This is a genomic window from Paenibacillus sp. Marseille-Q7038, assembly GCF_965111595.1.
This window is the reverse complement of sequence record NZ_CBCOOM010000001.1, coordinates 1,926,369-1,947,536: the sequence shown is the minus strand read 5'-3', so window position 1 is coordinate 1,947,536 and position 21,168 is coordinate 1,926,369. Positions and strand designations below refer to the sequence as shown.

Annotated in this window: 19 protein-coding genes; 18 read left to right on the top strand and 1 reads right to left on the bottom strand. The window is 40.7% G+C overall.

Going from position 1 to position 21,168, the window contains the following annotated elements:
- Positions 1-156: 156 nt before the first annotated feature.
- The 12 genes from ACWPWY_RS09255 (at position 157) to ACWPWY_RS09200 (ending at position 14,242) form a co-directional block, all read left to right on the top strand.
- On the top strand, positions 157-1,914 hold the full coding sequence (locus ACWPWY_RS09255) for an ABC transporter ATP-binding protein (RefSeq protein WP_454191423.1): 1,758 nt from the start codon (positions 157-159) through the stop codon (positions 1,912-1,914).
- Positions 1,911-3,680: an ABC transporter ATP-binding protein gene (locus ACWPWY_RS09250; RefSeq protein ID WP_454191422.1), complete on the top strand. Its 1,770-nt coding sequence runs from the start codon at positions 1,911-1,913 to the stop codon at positions 3,678-3,680. Before ACWPWY_RS09255 ends, ACWPWY_RS09250 begins: the two co-directional genes overlap by 4 nt.
- A 197-nt stretch (positions 3,681-3,877) precedes the next feature.
- Entirely contained in the window at positions 3,878-4,477 is a 600-nt protein-coding gene (locus ACWPWY_RS09245) for a hypothetical protein (RefSeq protein WP_454191421.1), read from the top strand.
- An 84-nt stretch (positions 4,478-4,561) separates the two neighbouring features.
- A complete protein-coding gene (locus ACWPWY_RS09240; protein WP_454191420.1) occupies positions 4,562-5,086 on the top strand; it encodes a ferritin-like domain-containing protein in 525 nt (174 codons plus the stop codon).
- 155 nt (positions 5,087-5,241) lie between these two features.
- The gene (locus ACWPWY_RS09235; RefSeq protein WP_285742027.1) at positions 5,242-5,865 is read left to right on the top strand and encodes a TetR/AcrR family transcriptional regulator; all 624 of its coding nucleotides are present in this window, start codon (positions 5,242-5,244) and stop codon (positions 5,863-5,865) included.
- 17 nt (positions 5,866-5,882) lie between these two features.
- Positions 5,883-7,184, top strand: a complete 1,302-nt coding sequence (locus ACWPWY_RS09230; RefSeq protein ID WP_454191419.1) for an MFS transporter — start codon at positions 5,883-5,885, stop codon at positions 7,182-7,184.
- Positions 7,185-7,217: 33 nt separating this feature from the next.
- A complete protein-coding gene (locus ACWPWY_RS09225; RefSeq protein ID WP_454191418.1) occupies positions 7,218-9,023 on the top strand; it encodes an ABC transporter permease in 1,806 nt (601 codons plus the stop codon).
- A 20-nt stretch (positions 9,024-9,043) separates the two neighbouring features.
- Entirely contained in the window at positions 9,044-9,550 is a 507-nt protein-coding gene (locus tag ACWPWY_RS09220; protein WP_454191417.1) for an FtsX-like permease family protein, read from the top strand.
- A gap of 14 nt (positions 9,551-9,564) precedes the next feature.
- Positions 9,565-10,329 carry an ABC transporter ATP-binding protein gene (locus tag ACWPWY_RS09215; RefSeq protein WP_454191416.1) on the top strand — a complete coding sequence of 255 codons (765 nt, stop codon included), beginning with the start codon at positions 9,565-9,567 and terminating at the stop codon, positions 10,327-10,329.
- A gap of 167 nt (positions 10,330-10,496) precedes the next feature.
- Complete coding sequence (locus ACWPWY_RS09210) at positions 10,497-11,954, top strand: spore germination protein (RefSeq protein ID WP_454191415.1); 1,458 nt, start codon at positions 10,497-10,499, stop codon at positions 11,952-11,954.
- Positions 11,955-11,969: 15 nt separating this feature from the next.
- Positions 11,970-13,094 (top strand): GerAB/ArcD/ProY family transporter, encoded by a 1,125-nt coding sequence (locus tag ACWPWY_RS09205; RefSeq protein ID WP_454191414.1) that lies wholly within the window; start codon positions 11,970-11,972, stop codon positions 13,092-13,094.
- Positions 13,094-14,242 carry a Ger(x)C family spore germination protein gene (locus ACWPWY_RS09200; protein ID WP_213531623.1) on the top strand — a complete coding sequence of 383 codons (1,149 nt, stop codon included), beginning with the start codon at positions 13,094-13,096 and terminating at the stop codon, positions 14,240-14,242. The genes ACWPWY_RS09205 and ACWPWY_RS09200 overlap by 1 nt, the downstream gene beginning before the upstream one ends.
- 51 nt (positions 14,243-14,293) lie before the next feature.
- Here ACWPWY_RS09200 and ACWPWY_RS09195 read toward each other — a convergent pair whose 3' ends face one another.
- The gene (locus tag ACWPWY_RS09195) at positions 14,294-15,127 is read right to left on the bottom strand and encodes a MurR/RpiR family transcriptional regulator (protein ID WP_454191413.1); all 834 of its coding nucleotides are present in this window, start codon (positions 15,125-15,127) and stop codon (positions 14,294-14,296) included.
- A 185-nt stretch (positions 15,128-15,312) separates the two neighbouring features.
- Between ACWPWY_RS09195 and ACWPWY_RS09190 the strand changes: the two genes are divergently transcribed.
- From ACWPWY_RS09190 to ACWPWY_RS09165, 6 genes are all read left to right on the top strand, one after another.
- Positions 15,313-16,191, top strand: a complete 879-nt coding sequence (locus ACWPWY_RS09190) for a cell division protein FtsQ (protein WP_454191412.1) — start codon at positions 15,313-15,315, stop codon at positions 16,189-16,191.
- Entirely contained in the window at positions 16,184-17,974 is a 1,791-nt protein-coding gene (locus ACWPWY_RS09185) for an ABC transporter ATP-binding protein (RefSeq protein WP_454191411.1), read from the top strand. Before ACWPWY_RS09190 ends, ACWPWY_RS09185 begins: the two co-directional genes overlap by 8 nt.
- Positions 17,935-18,768, top strand: coding sequence for an energy-coupling factor transporter transmembrane component T family protein (locus ACWPWY_RS09180; protein WP_454191410.1), 834 nt, complete (start codon positions 17,935-17,937; stop codon positions 18,766-18,768). Before ACWPWY_RS09185 ends, ACWPWY_RS09180 begins: the two co-directional genes overlap by 40 nt.
- A gap of 34 nt (positions 18,769-18,802) precedes the next feature.
- A complete protein-coding gene (locus tag ACWPWY_RS09175) occupies positions 18,803-19,597 on the top strand; it encodes a PHP-associated domain-containing protein (protein ID WP_454191409.1) in 795 nt (264 codons plus the stop codon).
- 427 nt (positions 19,598-20,024) lie between these two features.
- The gene (locus tag ACWPWY_RS09170) at positions 20,025-20,411 is read left to right on the top strand and encodes a hypothetical protein (RefSeq protein ID WP_454191408.1); all 387 of its coding nucleotides are present in this window, start codon (positions 20,025-20,027) and stop codon (positions 20,409-20,411) included.
- Positions 20,412-20,583: 172 nt separating this feature from the next.
- A complete protein-coding gene (locus tag ACWPWY_RS09165; protein ID WP_191799728.1) occupies positions 20,584-21,153 on the top strand; it encodes a biotin transporter BioY in 570 nt (189 codons plus the stop codon).
- Positions 21,154-21,168 lie beyond the last annotated feature (15 nt).

The following is a 21,168-nucleotide window of genomic DNA, read 5'->3' as shown; positions in this document are numbered from 1 at the left end:
GCTTTTTTAGCTCCGCTGCTAGATCAAGGTGGATTTATAATTATTTTTTACCTAGGAAAAAAAGAAAACATACGATAAAATGGTAAAGATTTACTTTCGGCCGTTTTCATTTCAAATGGTTTTATATACATTTACATACATATGGGGGTGGGCAATATGCCCAAAGAAAAGACCAAAGAAAAGAAATTATCAATGACATGGTTGTTTCAGTATTTAAGGCCAGTAAAAGGTCGATTAGCTATCCTGCTGATCATGTTGTTAGTTTCAACGGCATTGCAACTGATTAGTCCACAAATCATTAAACGATTTATTGATACGGCAGCAGCTGGAGGTGTACTGACTACACTTATACAGCTGGCAGGTCTATTTCTGATCGTGGCTGTTCTAAATCAGGTCATAACCGTAGCAGTAAGTTACCTAGGTAACGATGTCTCTTGGCGTGCGACCAACCGACTTCGGGGTGACTTACTAAAGCACTGTTTAAGGCTTGATATGCGGTTTCACAACATGAAAACACCTGGTGAGATGATCGAACGTGTGGATGGAGATGTGACGAGTATTTCGAACTTTTTCTCCATGTTTATCGTTCAGGTCATTGGGAGCTTTGTTCTGCTTGCCGGAATACTTGGGTTTATGTTTACCGTGAATTTACCTATTGCTATCGTTATGACGGTATTTACCCTCGTTTCGATCTTGTTTATGGTATTCATTCGTGATTTAGGTGTTGCTCCGTCCAAGGATGAGCGTGAAGCAAGTGCTTCCTTATTCGGACTCATTGAAGAACGGATTGCCGGTATTGAAGATGTGCAAGCGAACGGCAACGTGCCTTATGTGATGAACCGATTTCATCAATTAATGCGGGCCGTATTCCTGAAAGGGAGAAAAGCCTGGATGATTCGAGTCATCCCATGGAATACGACGGTGATCTTGTTTGCCTTAGCGGTTACCGCTGTGTTGCTACTTGGCGTACATTACTATTTAATAGGTCAAATAAGTCTGGGTACGCTCTTTCTAATCTACCAATATACTCAAATGTTAAATGACCCGATTGAGATGCTGGGTGATCAGGTCCAAGAATTCCAAAAAGCAAAGTCTGGCATGCTTCGTTCAAGAGAATTACTCTCTCATCAAAGTAGCATTTTGGACGGGGAGCAGGAGCAGCTTCCAAAAGGAGCTCTTGGTCTAGAGTTTGATAAGGTGAGCTTTAGTTATAACCAAGATAAACCTGTGCTCAGAAACATTGACTTTACTGTTAAACCGGGAGAAAGGCTTGGCATCATCGGGCGAACAGGCAGCGGAAAATCTAGTCTCAGCCGTATTTTACTTCGTTTATACAATATAGACAGCGGAGTGATTCGTGTAGGTGGGATAGATATTACTTCACTGAAGCTTCCGGCACTCTATCGCAGAGTTGGCATGGTTACACAAGATGTCCAGCTGTTCGATGGCTCGCTACGTGACAATCTAACTTTATTTGATGCGAGTGTGTCTGATGATTCTATACTAAAAACGACCGAGCAGCTTGGTCTTCGCAAATGGATTGATGCACAGCCAAGTGGGCTGGATACACATTTGACGGCGGGAGGATCCTCCCTATCCGCAGGTGAGGCGCAACTGTTTGCTTTAACGCGTGTCTTTTTAACGAAACCGAGTCTAGTCATTCTCGATGAGCCTTCATCTCGGCTGGATGCAGCCACAGAAACAATGCTTCAAATCGCAGTAGATCAATTAATGGAAGAGTGCACCGGCATTATTATTGCGCACAGACTAGCTACATTAGAGAAGGCAGATAAAATTCTAGTGCTAAGCGATGGCGAAATTTTAGAGTTTGGAGTACGGGAAGAACTTGCACTGCGTCCGAATTCGCATTATGCAAGACTGCTGGCGACAGGCACTGAGGAGGAACTAGCATGACGGTAGCTGGATTTATAGGAAGATTATTTCGGTATAATCCCTTTTTATTTTTAATTAATGGAGTGTTATGGTGTGTATTTCACTCTTTACCCCTCGCTATCGGAATTGGCATGCAGTGGTTCTTTGATCGGGCAACCGCTGCAAGTTCAAATGACTATATGTGGCTTGCGGTTCCGCTGATCTTTATTGCGGTAGTAAGGTTCATCAGAGTAGGTACTTTCTTTACCGCATTCTATCAATGGATCACCTATATCTTTCATATTCAAGCGATACTTCGTACAAATATGCTCTCAGGCATAATGCGCTGGCCTGGTCGAAATTTACCCGCTTCACCAGGCGAAGCGATGAGTCGTTTTCGAGATGATGTGGATGAGGCTGTAGAGTATGTAGAGTCATGGGTAGATTTTTGGGGGAAACTTGTTTTTTCGGTCGTATCGATCAGCATTATGGCGAGTATCAACTGGAAGATCATGCTGGTGGCAGTCTTACCTCTTGTACTCGTTACTTTCCTTAATAATTTGTCAGGGAATCGAGCCCGCAGATATGGACAGAAAAACAAAGAGGCAACTGGGCGCATTACCAGTTTTATTGCAGAATCCTTTGGTGCTGTGCAAGCACTGAAGTTAGGTCAGGCCGAAGATCATGTTCATGATCGCTTTACCAAATTGAATGAAGATCGCCGTCAGGCGGCGCTGAAAGATAATCTGTTTAAGCAGTGGATGAAATCACTCAATCAACATGTAATCAGCATATGTACGGGTCTCATTCTTCTTATGTGCGCTTCTGAAATGCAGGCAGGCCGATTTACGGTTGGAGATTTTGCTTTATTCACCACATATCTGGCTAATATCGGGTACAGTATTTCGCTATTCGGGTACATGGTTTTTCAACATAAGCGCCTTAAAATATCGTTTGACCGAATGCGTACTTTGTTTCGTCCTGGTGAAGAAGATCGAATTATTGAATCACGAAAAATCTATTTGAATGAGGAACCTCCTGAGCTACCTATCATTCATAGAGAGCCGAATGAACAGCTGAGAGTCCTCGAGGTAAACCGTTTAACCTACCATTATCCGAATTCAGATAAAGGAATTTCAGATATTAATTTTCGTCTTGAACGAGGGAAGTTTATTGTCATCACAGGCCGAATTGGTGCTGGTAAATCTACGCTTGTTCGCACGCTGCTTGGACTTCTTCCGAAGCAAGGGGGCACGGTCCGCTGGAATGGTGAGGAAGTCGATCCTGCCACTTTCTTAATGCCTCCACGAGCCGCATATACACCGCAGGTTCCTCGCCTATTCAGTGATACTCTAAAAGAGAATATTGTCCAAGGAAAGAGATCGAATGTAGATGAGTCTTTAAATAAAGCCATTCGTCTTGCTGTTATGGAAAAAGATATTACCCATTTAGATCAAGGGCTCGAGACTTTTGTGGGACCGCGAGGGGTCATGTTATCTGGCGGGCAAATTCAGCGAGCAGCAACGGCACGCATGATCATGACGGGAGCGGATTTGTTCATATTTGATGATCTATCGAGCGCACTGGATGTAGAGACAGAGCAGCTAGTATGGGATGGATTATTTAAAGAGAAGAATGTAACCTGCATTGCCGTATCTCACCGTAAAGCAGCACTTACTAAAGCGGACCATATTATTGTAATGAAGGATGGGCGAATTGAAGCAGAAGGCAGTCTAAATAAGCTGCTTGAAGAAAATGAAGAAATGCAGCTATTATGGCAGGGAGAACAGGTGCCAGCCAGAGTTTAAATAGGCATATTAACGGGTAAATTTACTACACCTCTTTGTTCATTGGAGAGGTGTTTTTCATTAATTAATGGGGATATACTTCATTTTGTTATCTTCTATGTTCTATGGTAGTATGATAGCGAAAATGAGAAAAGAGATTTATATAATTAAGAAATGATATAAGGTCAACTTTTTCAGACAACAACAGGGGGAACAGCATGAAGAAGAAAAAGAAAATGATAGGTACGATTAGCGGACTACTATTATTTGTTGCCGTTATATTTGCTATGTACATATTCATAACAGGGACGCCAAGTGAACAGAAGTTTAATGAAGATGGGGAAGTTACCATTCATTATCAAAGTACATATATTGACGCTGTGCCTGAAGATTTCAAGACAGCAACGAATGAGGAAATGGCTGAAAAGATGTTTGGCAGTTCTGATTTTTACAATAAAATGAGCGAACAAGATACATTAAAGCTAGATGCAACATTCTCGCCAAATGGAGAATTATATAAAGCGAAAGGGGAAGGTGTTTTAACGATATTTGGTAAGGAATACCCTTTTACGGTATCAAGTTCAGAGCTTGATATAGAAGTATTGCAATCAGGCGATCATCTAATCTGGGGCAATATTAGTGGAGGTTTCGTAGATGAAGGCGGAATAAAAAGAGAGATGATTCTAAGTTTAAGTACCGTCATCGAAACAGAAGAGGTATTTTACTATGCCACGCTCGGAGGAGTTGTAATTTCATTTGGTGATTTCGGATTCGAAACGAAAGAAATCAGGGATATTCTTTTGAAGAATCCAATCTAAACTTGGATATACGCAGGACATGGTACCGAAGCGCCCACTTCCGAATATATTGGAGGAAAACCAAACGATACCGGAGGGGAACCCATGTATTACAATACGTATTATCCAGTAAGATATTGTTCAGTTACTCCAAATTCTTATGATCCGTACGGGCAGATGCGTCAGGAAATGACTACTTATAAATCACTGGAAGAAGCGCTGGCTTTAATTAAAAAAGCGGTTAGCGGCGAACGTGAAGATGAGCTGTTTTACGATTACTTAATTTCAGAAGCACCCTCCCAGGAAGAAAAAGAAATCATTGAGAGTATTCGAAATGACGAGCGTAAGCATAATCAAATGTTCCGCAGAATCTATCAAGAACTTACAGGACAAACCATCACTACTCCAACTGATGTAGATTTCAAGAAACCAAATTCTTATATAGAAGGAGTAAAAAAAGCGCTGTTCGGAGAGCTCTCCGCAGTTGAGCGCTATCGGAATATCAGAGCGGGAATGCCTAATCAGTACTATCGAGATATGGTTTATGAAATAATCACGGACGAACAAAAACATGCAGATAAATATAATTATCTCCTGAATTTGTATCTTAGTAAAATGATGAAAAAGTAAAATCAATCAAAAACATTGATTTAAATGGAACCGCGGAAAACTCTGCGGTTTTTTTGCGTTAATATAGAAATTAAAACATTGACATAATATGGTTATTTTGTATAATCATTAGTAGACCGACCGTCAGTCAGTTATTTGAACAGGAGGCAGAATGGATGAGAGTCACAAAGGATCCGGAAGACCGTAGAAATGAAATCTTGGATACAGCTGAACAACTGTTTTTCACCAAAGGATACAGCAAAACTACCGTGAATGATATGTTGCAGGCTATTGGTATCGCCAAAGGTACATTTTATTATTACTTTACATCAAAGGAAGAAGTGATGGATGCGGTTGTGATGCGGTTTATCGAGACGGGAGTTATAGCTGCCAAGAAAATTGCGACGAATGAGGAGCTTACTGTCCACGAAAAATTGCTCCAGATCATTATGGCACAAAAGCCAAATACCCCGAGCAAAAGGCAGATGATTGAAGAGTTTCATGAACCTGATAATGCACAGATCCATCAGAAAAGTCTAACGGAAACCATATTGCAATTAACACCTATTTTGACCGAAGTGATTGAGCAGGGAATCGAGCAAAAACTCTTTAGCACCCCTTATCCTCGTGAATCAATAGAGTTTCTGCTTAGTTCATCCCAGTTTTTGTTTGATGAAGGAATATTCAAATGGACACCTGAAGAAATGGTACAGAAGATCCAGGCCTTTATCTATATTATGGAGTCGACACTAGGGGCAGAGAGAGGAAGTTTTTCTTACGTGTCCCAAATGTTTGAATAGATTTTTAATGCTGAAAGGTGGGGAGCTATCTGGAGACGCAGACACAGGTCAATAAATCTTTTGGGTATTTTATGGTACTGTGGGCTGGAGAATGGATATCCAGTATTGGCAGCGGTATGACAGCATTTGTGCTCGGTGTATATGTATACCAGATGACAGGGACGGCCAGTAGTGTGGCAATGGTCACGTTATGTGCTTTTCTCCCCATCATTATCCTTGGACCTGTTGGCGGAGTATTTGCAGATCGATTTGATCGACGTCTAATGATGATTATTGGCGATTTATTTTCTGCGTTTGGCCTACTATTTATACTTATCGCGATGTTGCTGGGTGAACCGGCGCTGTGGCAAATATGTATTGGAGTGATGTTTAGCTCCATGTTTGTCTCCTTGCTAGAACCTGCTTACAAAGCTACGATAACGGACCTACTAACGGAAGAACAGTTTGCTAAAGCTAGTGGACTTGTACAACTCGCCGGCGCCTCTAAATATCTTCTCTCCCCCATTATTGCCGGAATACTCCTCACAATTATGGATGTTAGCAAAATACTCGTCATCGACATTGCTACCTTTTTCATTACCCTCTTTGCTGTGTTCTTTGTAAAAAGAAATCTGCGTGTGATACAAAAAACGAGAATGAAAGTAACGTTTGTCAAAGATCTGAAAGATGGCTGGGATATCCTTATAGCTTCGCAAGGTGTTCTGCAGATTACGATGATTCTTTCCATTGTTACTTTTTATATGGGCCTTCTCCAGACATTATTTACTCCGATGCTCCTGCCTTATATGAATTCCAGAACCCTTGGTACCATTATGTCTCTAAGCGCATCCGGTATGCTGATCGGCAGCCTGATTATAGGTATATTTAATATAAAAAGAAACTACATCACTGTGCTAACCATAGGTCTTGGTATTGCTGGCATCTTCTTTTCCCTATTAGGAATATCAACGAATATTTTCTTTCTATCCGTGTCCGGATTTATATTTTTTGCTGCGCTTCCTTTTATTAATACAAGTGCCGATGTGATGATTCGCAGAAAAATCTCTAGTGAAGCACAGGGAAGAGCATGGGGCATGATCGGAATACTTTCCCAGCTTGGTTATGTAGCGTCGTATGCACTTGCTGGAACTCTGGCGGACTTTGTATTTAATCCATTATTACGTGAAGGAGGACCGCTTGTTCCTGCTTTGGGTAATATTATTGGGACCGGGGAGGGACGAGGTACAGGATTATTGTTCATCATCTGCGGGTTCCTCATTGTGATCCTTTCTCTTATTATTCCACATATGAAATCGATCCGAGCACTAGAGAATACGTAGCTGATTTAAGAAGAAGGGGGAAGGTACCGATCTATGCTGCTGCACATCGTCAAGAGAGATTTTCAAAGAAATAAAATCATCACAACCATCTTATTTGTCTTTATTATGCTCTCGGCCCTGCTCATGGCTACTGCTTCACATGTACTTATGGAATTAGCGAGTTCGCTAAACAATTTATTGTCGCTATCCAGAGCTCCTCATTTTGTACAAATGCATACAGGGCCCATCGATGAAAAAGGGATCGAAGATTTCGCGAAGACCGATCCTCTCGTTAAGGAACAGCAGACGGTAGAGATGCTTAGAATGGACGGGTCAAATGTTTTTATAGGATCTTCAGAACAGCCCGAAGCTAATAGTGTGATGGATATCGGTTTTGTAAGGCAAAACGGTTCTTTCGATTTTTTATTGAATTTAGAGAATCAAGTTATTCAGGTGGCCCCAGGAGAGATTGCAGTGCCTATTTATTACATGCAGCAGAAGAACCTCAATCTTGGAGATATGGTCCTCATTCAAACAGAGCGTTTCAAACGAGAGTTTACAATTGTTGATTTTGTTCGTGATGCACAAATGAACTCCGCTATGGTCAGTTCAAAGCGTTTTGTCATAAGTAGAGAGGATTTTGCTGAACTTAAAGAAAATGGGGGAGATATAGAATACCTCATTGAATTTCGACTAACCGATCTTAGTAAACTGAGCGATTTTAGTAGTAACTACTTCTCATCTAATATGCCAAATAAGGGTCCTGCCATTGATTATTCATTAATCACTTTGTTAAACGCACTTACCGATGGAATGATAGCTATTGTCATTATTATTGTAAGTTTTCTATTAATGGTTATCGCTTTACTTTGCTTAAGACTTACCATTGCCGCAACGATGGAGGAGGATTATCAAGAGATTGGCGTCATGAAAGCTATAGGTCTATCTACCCTCGATATCAAACGAATCTATCTTTCAAAATACATTGTGATCTCCGCACTAGCAACGTTATGTGGGTATTTACTGTCCCTATTAACCATGAATTTAGTCACCGCTAATATTAGCCTGTATTTAGGCGCAGTCACGAGAAGCTTGATTTCTTATGTCATTCCTTTTTTGGCTGTCGGTCTAACTTTCTGTATTGTTGTCGTTTCTTGCAGAGCAATGCTTAAAAAATTAAATCGAATATCAGCAGTAGAGTCCCTGAGGTCAAGTATTTCTATGAAGTCAAAAAATCCGATCGGAAGAGTACAGCTTAGCAGATATAAATATGTAGGAGCAAACGTTTTCCTCGGAATAGAAGATATCTTCAGACGAATCACCCAGTATACATTACTGTTTTTCGTTTATGCATTGAATGTATTTATTATTATGGTGCCGCTAGGTTTGTTGCATACGCTTCAGATGCCTAGCTTCATTTCTTATTTAGGGGTAGGGCAGAGTGATATCCGTATTGACTTGCCGCAATCAGCCAACACTCTGCAACCATTTTCACAGATAACAACCGCGTTAAATAATGATCCCGACATAGAAAAATTCTCTCCACTAATCACCTCCCGCTATAAGATACAGAAAGATGAAGGGATTTGGGAGAGTGTAAACGTGGAAACAGGTGACTTTACGATTTTTCCTTTGTCTTATATGAGCGGATCAGCTCCAAAAGGGACTCATGAACTTGTGCTTTCTGCTCTTCTGGCTAAGGACTTGAACAAAAAGGTGAATGACACGCTTGTTATAAAAATAGGCGAGGGTCAAATGAAAATGAGGGTTAGTGGAATTTATCAAGATATAACGAATGGGGGGCGAACCGCGAAAGCACAAATACCTTATGATTCGTCATATGGCATGTCATCGCCTTAGATGTTAAACCAGATGTTTCCGTGGACGAGAAAGTAGACCAATTCACAGAAGCCTTTTATCCGGCGAAAATAACTCACCTAAAAAGCTACCTCGCACAAACCTTAGGCAATACAATTAGACAACTCCAGGTTGTCACTATTTTTGCAATTGTTATTTCTTTGTCTATTACGGTTCTCATTACGTCTTTATTTTTAAAAATGCTGTTAGCAAAGGAAGCTCCTCAACTCGCGATGCTGAGAAGTCTCGGTTTTACAATCCGGGATATCCAAATTCAGTTTTTAATAAGAATGCTTTTGCTAGGAGGAATGGGGATTATTATTGGAACATTAGGTACGGTTACTATTGGGCAGGGGCTTGTTCATGCAGCAGGTTCATTTATGGGGGCTCCAAAAATTAATTTAGAATTTAATCCATTCCTCACCTATGTTCTTTATCCGCTTTTTTTCTTAGCTATGATATCAATGACAAGTTTATTGAACACTCGCGCAAAGAACAAACACAGTATTGCTGAACAAATTGCCAAGTGAAAAGGGGGGACGGTATGCTTATATTAGAAGCAAAGAAGCTAAACAAAACTTATGTAAATAGCCAAGGTTTTCGGAAATCCGTGTTACAAGATATTCACTTGCAGATTTGGTCTGGTGAGTTTGTTGCAATCATGGGTCCTTCCGGTTCTGGTAAATCAACCTTGCTTTATTCGATCAGCGGTATGGATAAAATAAGTTCGGGAAGTGTTATCTTTGAAGGGCAAGAAATTGCTGATCGGTCTGAGGAGGAATTGGCAGAAGTAAGGCTTACGAAGATGGGATTTATTTTTCAGCAGATGCACCTGCTAAAAAACTTGAATATTCGTGACAATATTATTTTGTCTGCATATCGCGCAAAGAAACTCAGCCGTAATACGATTAATAAAAGAGCTGATAAGTTAATGAGTAGAACAGGTATCTTATCTCTTGCAGATCGTGATATCACACAGGTATCAGGGGGGCAATTACAGAGGGCTGCGATTTGCCGCGCACTTATCAATGAACCACTGATGGTGATCGGTGATGAGCCGACAGGTGCACTGAACTCTAAGTCTGCGGGCGAAATCATGGAGATTTTGAATGAGATAAATCACGAAGGAACGACTATACTGCTCGCAACACATGATTCAAAAGTTGCGGCTAACGCGGAACGAATACTTTATATGCTGGATGGAAAGATAACTGCACAGCTGCACCTGGGGAAATATAATAAAGTGAATGGTAATTTGAAAAACCGGGAAGAACAAATCATAGCTTGGTTATATCAATTGGGATTTTAAGAGACTGCGGAAAACTCCGCGGTTTTTTTGCGTTTACATGGAGCTCATCTCAATGCAATGTCATGATTTATGAATGAATCGAAGATGATACGGACATATTATGTATGCTCCATAGTGGAGAATATTAGCTGTGGTGTAAAACGATGAGGGAAAAGGATAAAGCCATTATGTCAGATTATAGCAAACAGATCGAAAAACAACTGAAGACGTTATTAAACGAAAGTGAAGGACTGATTACTAAGCCAGTCGGTGACAAAATCGCTATTTGTTTTATGTCTGGTATGGTGGACTGTGAGCAGATCAATCAGAATGTCATTGGAAAAATTATAGAGAAAACTCATTATGAGGACATTGATTCTGTTTCAGATCAGATTGCCATCGGCGATTGTAAAAAGTTTGAGCAAATGTCAGATGCAATCAAGAATCTGCTAAGCGGTTATGCTCTTGTTTTCATGGAAGGGAGCAGAGAAGGGATTCTTGTGAGTGTAGCTAATATTCCTGCTCGTTCACCGGCCAACGCTGAGAATGAAACCACCATTTATGGACCAATGATGGCATTTACCGAGTCCATGGGGAAAAATATTGCACTACTTCGTTCCTACATTACAAGTCCGAAGTTAATTCAAGAAGAAATTCAGTTAAATACAGAAACCAACACGGTAGCAACGATGCTTTATATCCAATCACCCGATGTCCTTCCGTTTATTGAGACGATCCGAAAGCGGATCGAAAGGCGGAAAGTAGAAGGTTTTTTTGGAAGTCCGTTATTACTGAAGCTTTTAACGGATAATAAATATTCACTTTTTCCAGAAATGTCATTAACCGAACGACCAGACCTTACTTCGCGCGCCTTATTAAAGGGGAAGGTTGTTGTCTTAATGGAAGGCAACTCTCAAGTTATTATTGGTCCTACCACATTTTTTGATTTCTTCTACTCGGTAGAAGATCGGTACAATACGTGGGGAATCGGAACATTCACTCGCTTATTAAGAGCGATTGCTTTTATTTTCTCGATTTTCCTCACACCGATGTATGTAGCTGCCTTAACATATCACTATGAAGTGATTCCTGTACCCTTGTTAGAGCCGCTAATCAGTACAAGAATAAGAGTTCCGTTTCCGCCGCTCTTAGAAGCCTTGCTCATGGAAACATCCATTGAATTATTAAGAGAAGCAGGGGCACGTCTGCCGACAAAAGTGGGACAAACCATGGGTATCGTAGGTGGTATCGTTATTGGTCAAGCTGCCGTACAAGCAGGATTTACAAGCAATACACTCGTCATGCTCGTTGCCCTTGCCGCACTTGGTTCTTTTACGACACCAAACTATATGATGGGTTCTACCATTCGTTTTGTACGATTCCCAATGCTGATCGCTGCCGGGGCTTTAGGGTTAATAGGCATTGCTTTCTTTGCTATCTTCTTGTTGATTCATTTACTTAAAATGACAAGTTATGGTAAACCATACCTGTATCCTCTCTATCCACCGGATACCAAAGGGATGCTTAATGCCACATTGATTACAAATTCTACACAGTTTGCATATCAAACGGATTTAACGAAAAGGAACGATTCTTCTTGGAGATCCAAATGGATGAAGAAGTTGAAATCTGACAATGATGATTGATCGGGAGGTAGAGCTATGAAGATTAATGTCTTTCCACCTAAAAATATGATGCTCCATGCATACCTTCTCTTCTTTATCATAACCAATACCCAGGTGGGGGTAGGGATATTTACTTTCCAGAGAATAGTATATGAAGCTTCCATGCGAGATGCATGGATCTCCGTTATTATTGCTGGGGTTGTTACCCATTTGATCATGTGGCTTATCGTCCGTACCTTGCAGAAATATAAAACGGCTGATCTATTTGGCATTCATTACGACCTGTATGGCAAATGGATTGGTATGGTATTTAATTTGGTTTATATCGTGTACTACTTTCTCGTTACCTTTGCGGTGATGAGAAACTATGCTTCTGTAGTTCAGGCTTGGATATTTCCTGATATACCAACTTGGGTGCTGATCATCTTAATCAGCTGTTTAGCATTTTATGCAGCGATGGGAGGAATAAGAGTCATTGCTGGCATATGTTTGTTTAGTTTTATAGCTACGGTGCTGACTCTCATCCTGTTTCATTCTTCGATACAGCATGCAATATGGACACAGCTGCTTCCTGTGTTTGATTCAAGCGCTTGGGACATAATGAACGGCGCAGTGAGAATGGGATTTAGTCTGGCAGGATTTGAGATTATTACGGTGGTTTATCCGTTTATACTGAATAAGAACCGAGTTATGTTACATTCACAACTCGCAGTTTTATTCAGTAACGTTCTATACCTTTTTATTATGGTTATATCGATCGGGTACTTTGCTCCAGATCAATTATTACGATCTCTCTGGCCGTCTCTGAATATGCTCAAAATTGTCGAGTATCCTTACCTGGAACGGCTGGAGTTTATCGTTATCTCCGCATGGATGTTAGTCATTCTTTCTGGAATCCTGTTAAATACATGGCTGATTACAAGAGGTTGTAAGAGAATGTGGAAGTTAAACCCAAAACCCGTTTTAATCGCCGTGTTTTTTATCATTCTATTGATGTCGTTTGTATTCCATAAGCGTCTTGAAGTGAAAAATTTTATGATTCGACTTGAAGTAAGCAGCATCTTTTTTTCTTTTATTTACCCAGCATTGCTTTGTTGCATCGTGTTTATTGTATTTGCATGGCGTAAAAAGAAACAGCGAAAAGGAGGAGAACATACATAATGAAGCACCTGCGGATCCTGTTATTCCTACTCGTTATGTTTCTTCTTAGCGGCTGTCCTAAAGCAAATATACTAGAGCAGCAATCCCTTACCCTTGCTATTGGCTATGACGCAAAAGAAAATCATTCTTTTCAAGTAACGGCGACTCTATTAGAGTCGGAGGAGCATGCGGAAGATACCAGTCATATAGTCACGGTAGAAGCGGAGACAAGTAAATCTGCGCGGAGGAAACTCAATGAGAAGCTGCCGAATGAAATTGCAACAGGCCAAACAAGGGTCGTTTTATTAAATAAAGCGATCTTTGATCTAAAAATGTTGAATGAGGTATATGTTTTAAGTCGGGATCCGTTTTTTGGAGATATGATTAAGATTGCGATCGTAGACGGTTCTACAGAAGATTTGTTAACACACCCGTATGAGAAATATAAGAATGTCGGGATGTCACTTAACAGTTTGCTTGATCATAATACGAAATTTAACTGGGTACCTGAGTTAACGCTTCACGATTTCACATATTTCAGGGACACGAATACATTAGATCTCGCAATCCCAACATTAAAAAGAGAAGGGGAGGAAATTGTAATCAACTCGCTCTCTTTGTTACATGGCGGGGACATCGTAGGAGAAGCATCCCCAAAAGAAGGTTTTTTTCTAAAAGCACTAAAAGGGAAAAGAACACCCTTTCTTTATGAAGCTATCATTAAGAAAAAAGATATGAAAAAAAGCGGAATGGATCAGTATTTCCTGACAGAATTCAATGATGAAAATACAGACGAAGTAAAAGTAGTGTTTAGTATTATTAAAAATAAAGGAAAAGTCAAATTAATAGACGAGGAATCGAGAACATTTGAGGCCTCTATAGATATGGATATTAACATTGAGGAAATATCTCAAGTGTATGATTTTAAACAGAATAAAGCCATTATTGCTTTGGAGAAACAATTAGACATAGAAGTAACTAAAGATCTGCAATCGTTTCTCGATAAGATTCGGAAAGTAAATTCCGATATTATTGGTTTTGGTGAGCTTTACCGAAGTCATGCGAAGGACGGCAAGTTTGTCGACGAGCAGTGGGAAGATATTTTTCCAAATACAAAGATTCATGGGAAAGCACAAATTGATACAATTCGTACTGGAATAATTGAGTAAGGACCACATGAAAAGGATGATTCCTTTATCGGAATGGTCCTTTTTTGTGTGTTATTGCCGAGGAAGTTTAGAAGCATAAGTAACTCTCATTTGCTGAAGATGAGTTAGTTTATCTACATGATGTTCCGGCAGGCTCATCCCAATATGTAAAATCAAATTTTCAATTACATACATAGGAGCGATCATCGAATGAAATTCCCAAACTTCGCCTCGCCCTGCATAAAGGACAAGATCGGCATGATCTGACCTAGGATAGATGAAACGATCTGTAATTAGGATGATACGGTAACGAGCCTCTTGCGCATGATCCATAATGACTTCAATTTCGGGCAGAAGGTGAACAAATCCAAATACGAGAATGACATCCTTCTCACTTGCATGCATAAGGGTCTCTAACAATTCGTGACCGCTTGGCGCCATTATTTGAATGCCTATTCCAAAACGACGTAACCGAAAAGCAAACAATTGTGCCAGCGAAATACAAGGCCCCGGGCTATATACATACACTTGTCTTGCTTGCTGAATCATGTCAGATGCGTCCTTTAACAGCTGAGGAGAAAGTCTCTTACTTGTCTCTTTTAAATGGTGCAAGCTGCTATTTAACAGCGTCTCCGGCAGGGAAAGTTCCTTCACTAGATTCATCGTTTCTTGAAGTTTCATCGCGGGTGATGTTTCCAGTCGAAATCGAAGTCTTGCTTTGAATTGTTTGGCATTTAGAAATCCAACTGCTTTCCAAAACCGCGACACCGAAGCGATACTTATTCCAAGTTCATCTGCTATTTCTTGTTCAGTCAAATAGAGCACACGCTGTTCATTACGCTGAATAAATTCTGCAAGCAATCTTTGATTTCTTGAAAATGTTTTCTTATTCCAATTCTCATACATGTTCATTTCACCCCGCAAAATATTCTATTTCTCTACCTTACAGGTGAAATGTCATGTAAATATTTTTACATCATTAAAAATAATGAAAAAAAGTTAACACAGCATTGATAAAACTACCAAGTTGCGTTAATGCCTCCTTCCTATAATGAGATTATATTATGAGATGTTAAGGGAGGATTTTATTAATGAGTACGTTGTCTACACGCTATACACTGACACAATCTCAAAAAATGATGATTTTTGTACTTTCGATGTCCTTGTATGGCTTGTCTAACATGTTCACCGAGCTCATACCCAGCATCCAGCTGGGACCGATTGAATTGTCTGTTGAGTATTTTGCATTTATTCCACTCACCCTTTGTATGCTGTTTCATCCTCTTTATGCGGCGGTAGGTGCGTCTGTTGGAGAAATCATCTTCGGTGAGCTCATGCTGGGTCAATTCGGAGGAATTGGCGAAGTAGAAAAATTCATTACCTTCTCCCTTGCGATGTATACAGCTGGCCGAATGGTGTCTGATCCGACGAATAAACGGCAGGTTGGGATCGCTGCAATGACAGGCGTCGCTATCCATCAATTGCTGAGTTCTATCGTCGATGTGGTTAAAGTATGGGTTGGGGTAGAGGAACTTGAAGCGGTTCAAGGGCTAGCTGAAAGTATTGTAATCATTGAAGGTGTTGGATTTCTTAACGATGTTTTATTCTCTGGTATTTTGTTTGCACTGCTGCCGACACTGTATCTAGTTCCACGTCTATATGGCAAAATCGAACCGCTTCTTGGAATGAGACCGCGCCACAAAGATACAAAGTATGAGATGTCTAATTGGCTTTCTCCTAAATTTATCATTATGGGCGTAGTACTTGCGCTCCTTGCCGTGGGTGCTGAAGTTATGTCCGAAACGGAATGGAGTTTTGGGGAGTGGGAGCTTCCTTTTGCTGAATCTTCGGAAAATACGCTGATCTGGGTTAGTATTGCAGCAGCTGCTGTCATCGCTATCGTCACGATTTCTATCCTTCGCAGTAAGGCTTCAAAATCTGCAAACAGGACGGATACGAAAAATGCGTGAGCCTTTAATTGAATTATCACATGTTTCTTTTACATATCCCGGGTCTGAGCTGCCTGTATTGAGTGATGTATCGTTAACAATGTACCCTGGAGATTTCACAGCGATTATTGGAAGTAACGGTTCAGGGAAGTCCACGCTTTGTAAACTATTTAATGGTCTGATTCCTCATTATTATACGGGAGATTACGTAGGAGAGTCCGTCATATGCGGGCAATCGTCTGAGACCAGCAGTGTTGCGGAACTATCGAGAAAGGTAGGATATGTATACCAAGATTTCGAGAATCAACTAGTTCGTCCGACCGTACTTGATGATGTCGTTTTTACCCCGCTCAACTACGGTTATGCTGACTATCAAGCTCGTGGTCAAAAAGCACTGATGATGATGGGGCTGTCTAATGTAAAAGATGAATTCATTTGGTCACTCAGCGGCGGACAAAAACATTTGCTCGCACTTGCGGGAGCGCTTGCTATGGATCCGGACATTTTAGTGATTGATGAGCCGATATCACAGCTTGATCCGCAGCATGCGAGGCATATCTATGATATTTTAAAACGCTTAAACGAAGATTACGGAAAAACCATTGTTGTCATCGAACATCATGCCGAATTTATCGCTGACTATTGTAAGGAAGTTGTTCTCATGGATCAAGGAAAGGTCGCATGGAAGCGTCCAACTCGGGAAGCTCTATCCTCGGTAGAAACGTTACTTGGGCTTGGGATCTATCCGCCGCAAGTGACCCAAGCAGCATGGCTGGATTTGAAGAATCGCGAATCATTACCACAAGGCGGGACTTTACTTCCGGTTCATATAACAGAAGGAGAAAAGTGGTTTCAATCGCGCCAAGTAACCTTGACTCATGGAAACATAGAAAAACCACCAGTGGTCACAGAGCCCAGTATTCAAAAAAAAGTAGTTGTGGCAGAAGATGTTCGTTTATCATATCGAACCATTCATAAGAAGATGCACCCTGTACTGGATGGAGTGAATGTAACTTTGCACTCTGGTGAAGCCGTGGCGATTATCGGCAATAACGGTGCAGGGAAATCATCCTTACTTAAACTGATCGCAGGAATCGTAAAACCTACGGGCGGATACTTGAATGTGAATGGATTTTCGCTAAAAGGGATGAGCCCCGAGCGAATGGCAGGACATGTATCCTATGTATATCAGAACCCGGAAGAGATGTTTATTGAGGACTCTGTTGAAAAAGAAGTCGGTTATTATGTTCATGCCCACCGTTTGCCGGATGCGGAAGAACGTATTCAGAGCGTACTCGAAAGCTTCCGCCTTACTGGACTTAAGGACCGTGACGCAAGACTGCTCAGCGGGGGGCAGCAGCGGCGTGTAGCCTTAGCGATTGGAGCCGCTATACAGCCATCCATTATGCTCCTTGATGAACCAACAGCAAATTTGGATATTGCAACAAAGCAAGAGATGCTCAGTGTACTCTCTACTTTGAAATCACATGTGGAGACGGTCGCTATCGCAACTCACGATATGCAGCTTGTGGCGGAGTGGGCAAGCCGGATTATTGTGATGAATCAAGGGGTTGTCATTGCGGACGGTACGAAGGAACAGATCTTTGAAGATGAGAGACTTCTTGAACGAGCGGGTCTGCTTCCTACGCAGCTCATGGAACTTAGCCGGTGTCTCGGATTGCCGAAGATTTGTTACTCGCTGGATGAATTCATTTCGTTTTACACACCTAGAGAACAATCTCAACCGGAAGGAGAGGATACCCCGTGGAAATCGTCAAAAAGACACTTGACCGCATCTCTGTAGAACGAATCAAGCTGGAATTGCTCGGTACGGCTTATGGTAATTCCACCACATTTATCGGGCGGCTTGATCCGCGTACGCTTTTATCTTGGTATTTGTTTTTTGCCATCGTTCCCTGGTTTATTCATAACCGGACGATTCTAATCGGCATGTTCGTACTTATGGTAGGTATGACGGTGTTATCCCGCGTTAGTTCCATCCTTATTTTCATATTATGTTTAGGACTGGCCGGTCAAGTAGGGTGGATGTTCTTATTCTCGATGCTGTTTGGAGGCGATCTAACTTCTCTCTTACCTCTTCTTACGTTAACGCTGAAGTTATCGGTGATTTCACTTGCCAGTATCGCTGTATTTTCAAGTATGGACCCGGAAAAATTAAGTGATGGCCTGTCCGCTCTCGGTGTACCGGATACATTCTCATTTAGTTTGTCATACGGGTACCGCATTCTACCTACTCTATTAGAAGAATTTCATCAAATTCTGTTGTCTTTCCGTCTAAGAGGAAGGTCTCCTGATCGGCCTGGTTTTCTCTACATTCGGGTCATCATTTATTATCTGCGCCTGACGGTGCTTTGTTTCTATCCGCTGATGTTAAATACGGCTAAACGTTCCAGAACCACGGTTGAAGCACTTGAAACACGAGGGTTCACCTATGGGCTTAATAACCGTGAGGTGAAAAAGATGAGATTATCCTACCTTAAACTTGGCATGCTAGATTTGTATTTTATTGCATTTTCTATTCTTTATATCAACTGGTTGTTCTGGTTCGGTCTGAAATTCCCATCCATTTTGTATTAATTGATATCAACACACATAGAGGAGATGAAGTTACATGTTAATCGATTTACACACCCACGGAAAACTATCCAAACAATCCGATTTCTCACTAGATTATTTTCACGAAATGATGCAAGAAGCAAAATTGAACGGTTTAGATGCGGTAGCATTAACCGAACATTTTAATACAAAAAACTATGAAGCGATATATGAAGGACTTGATTCCGCCTTCCCTTATAATGGTCACTACTATGAAGCCCATGGGGTTCGGGTATTCCCAGGAATCGAAGTCGATATAAGAGAAACAGGACATATTCTGCTGATAGGTAAAAAGGAAGAAATCTTGGCCATTCGAGCAGAGCTTGAACCTTATACCTCGAAAGAAAACTTCATTCCATTTGCGCAGCTGTTAAAGCTTGCTGATACGTACCATCTATTAAAAATTGGAGGACATCCCTTCCGGGATTCAACTCCGCTGCATCAATTAAATAGAGAACTGCTCATTCAATTAGATGCACTGGATCTCAATGCAAAAGATTTATATAAACAAGGAGTAGAAGTGAATCGGCAGAAATTAGAACCGTTTGCTGAGGAGCTTGGTCTTCCCATTGTCGCAGGGAGCGATACTCATCAGTGTCTGCAATATGGAAGCGTTGTGAATCGTTTCAATGAACCCATTCATACGGTGGAAGAACTGAAGCAAGCAATTAAGGAACGCAGATATGAGATTGAAATCTCCGCAGCACTTGATATAAAAGTCAAAGCATCTGTGATGCTGAAGAAAGTACTTAAACAATTAAAAGGTGAACCGCCTTCCCGCGAAGAACTGGAGGAAGTCTACACCAGCTAAATATGGTGTGTAAAAATGGCAGACTAACTAGAGTGAGTTAGCTGCCTACCAACTGGCCTAATCGAATTTGATTAGGCAAACTGCAGATCAACTAGCTTAACTAGTTGATCTGCAGTCTTTTTTATTTTTATATGTAGTAAAATACTTATGTAACTATGAACACAATATAAACGTTTATTAACTGAAATGAATGAAAGAGACACTAGCAAGAGATACTAGGGCACAATTTTGGTGTCACTAAGGACAACCCGCAAGGTTATCGAGGGGAGGAAATTTATTAATGATGCTGCTATCACATGTGGAATGGAGATTCACTCGAGAAGAGAGGGAGGGGAGTATAATGAAATTCTGAGGACCGTGATGATTCAAAGCGTATGTTTTCTGGTATTTGTCAGTTAAATTAAAGTGATGATGAGGGGGTGTTGATGTGGCGTTTAGTTCATTGGTTATATTATTCATGTTCATCGTACTTATTCTTGCATTTCCGTTTGTACGATTGGTTAGAAAAAAGTTAGCTCCTACATTTGCAGGTTTCACATTACGAACAAAGTACATATATTCCATCCTTGTGATCATCGTATTTCTTTACCAAATCAGTTTTCTACTTGTTTTTTTAACAGATCAATTATATAAGTTGACAGATCCATGGGCAGATCTATATTGGGGCAGCGCCGGAATATTGGGGATTATGTCTGGGATCGCAGGTGTTAATATGTCTTCGAAAATTGTTGTGCTCTGTTCCATCGTTCAAATGGTCTTAGGCATGTTACTGCTCATGTTATTTGTAATATCTGCTGGCATAACTTCAATGTAAATAGTAAAATAGATACCTTTATCGAAACCACAAAAGATTGTGGTTTTTTTCTATTGTAAACCTGTAATTATAATTTTAAGTTTACAATAATAAAATCTGAGGATATAATTCTATCATTAGATGTCGACGCTAATAGAATCATCGTTTTACTTTACTTATTGGAGGTATTCACTTGAAGACAAAAGAAATGGTATTTGCCGCATTATTTGCAGCGTTCATAGGAGTATTAGGTTTGATTCCACCCATTCCTTTAGGATTTATTCCTGTTCCAATCACTGCTCAAACTCTTGGTGTCATGCTGGCAGGATGTTTTTTAGGAAGGAAAACGGCTGGACTTAGTTTAATTTTATTTATCGTGTTAGTTTCATTAGGTTTACCATTATTATCCGGCGGCCGCGGAGGTCTATCTGCTATAATTGGACCGGGTGCAGGATACATACTAAGCTGGCCCATTGCCGCATTCTGTATAGGGTTTATGACGGAAAAGGTATGGGGCAAGCTAAAAACATGGAAATTATTTATGATTAATTTTGTTTTTGGTGTCTTGCTTGTTAGTTTAATTGGTGCACCCGTTATGGCGCTCGTAACGAATACATCAATTTGGGCTGGCCTTATAGGAGCTCTGGCATTCATACCAGGAGATTGTATCAAAGCACTCATTGCAGCGATCGTTGCAGTTCAATTAAAAACCATCAGTCCCATTGAAGATAAAGTCCATCGATCCTTAAATACGGAAATTTAAGTCATAAATAGGTGT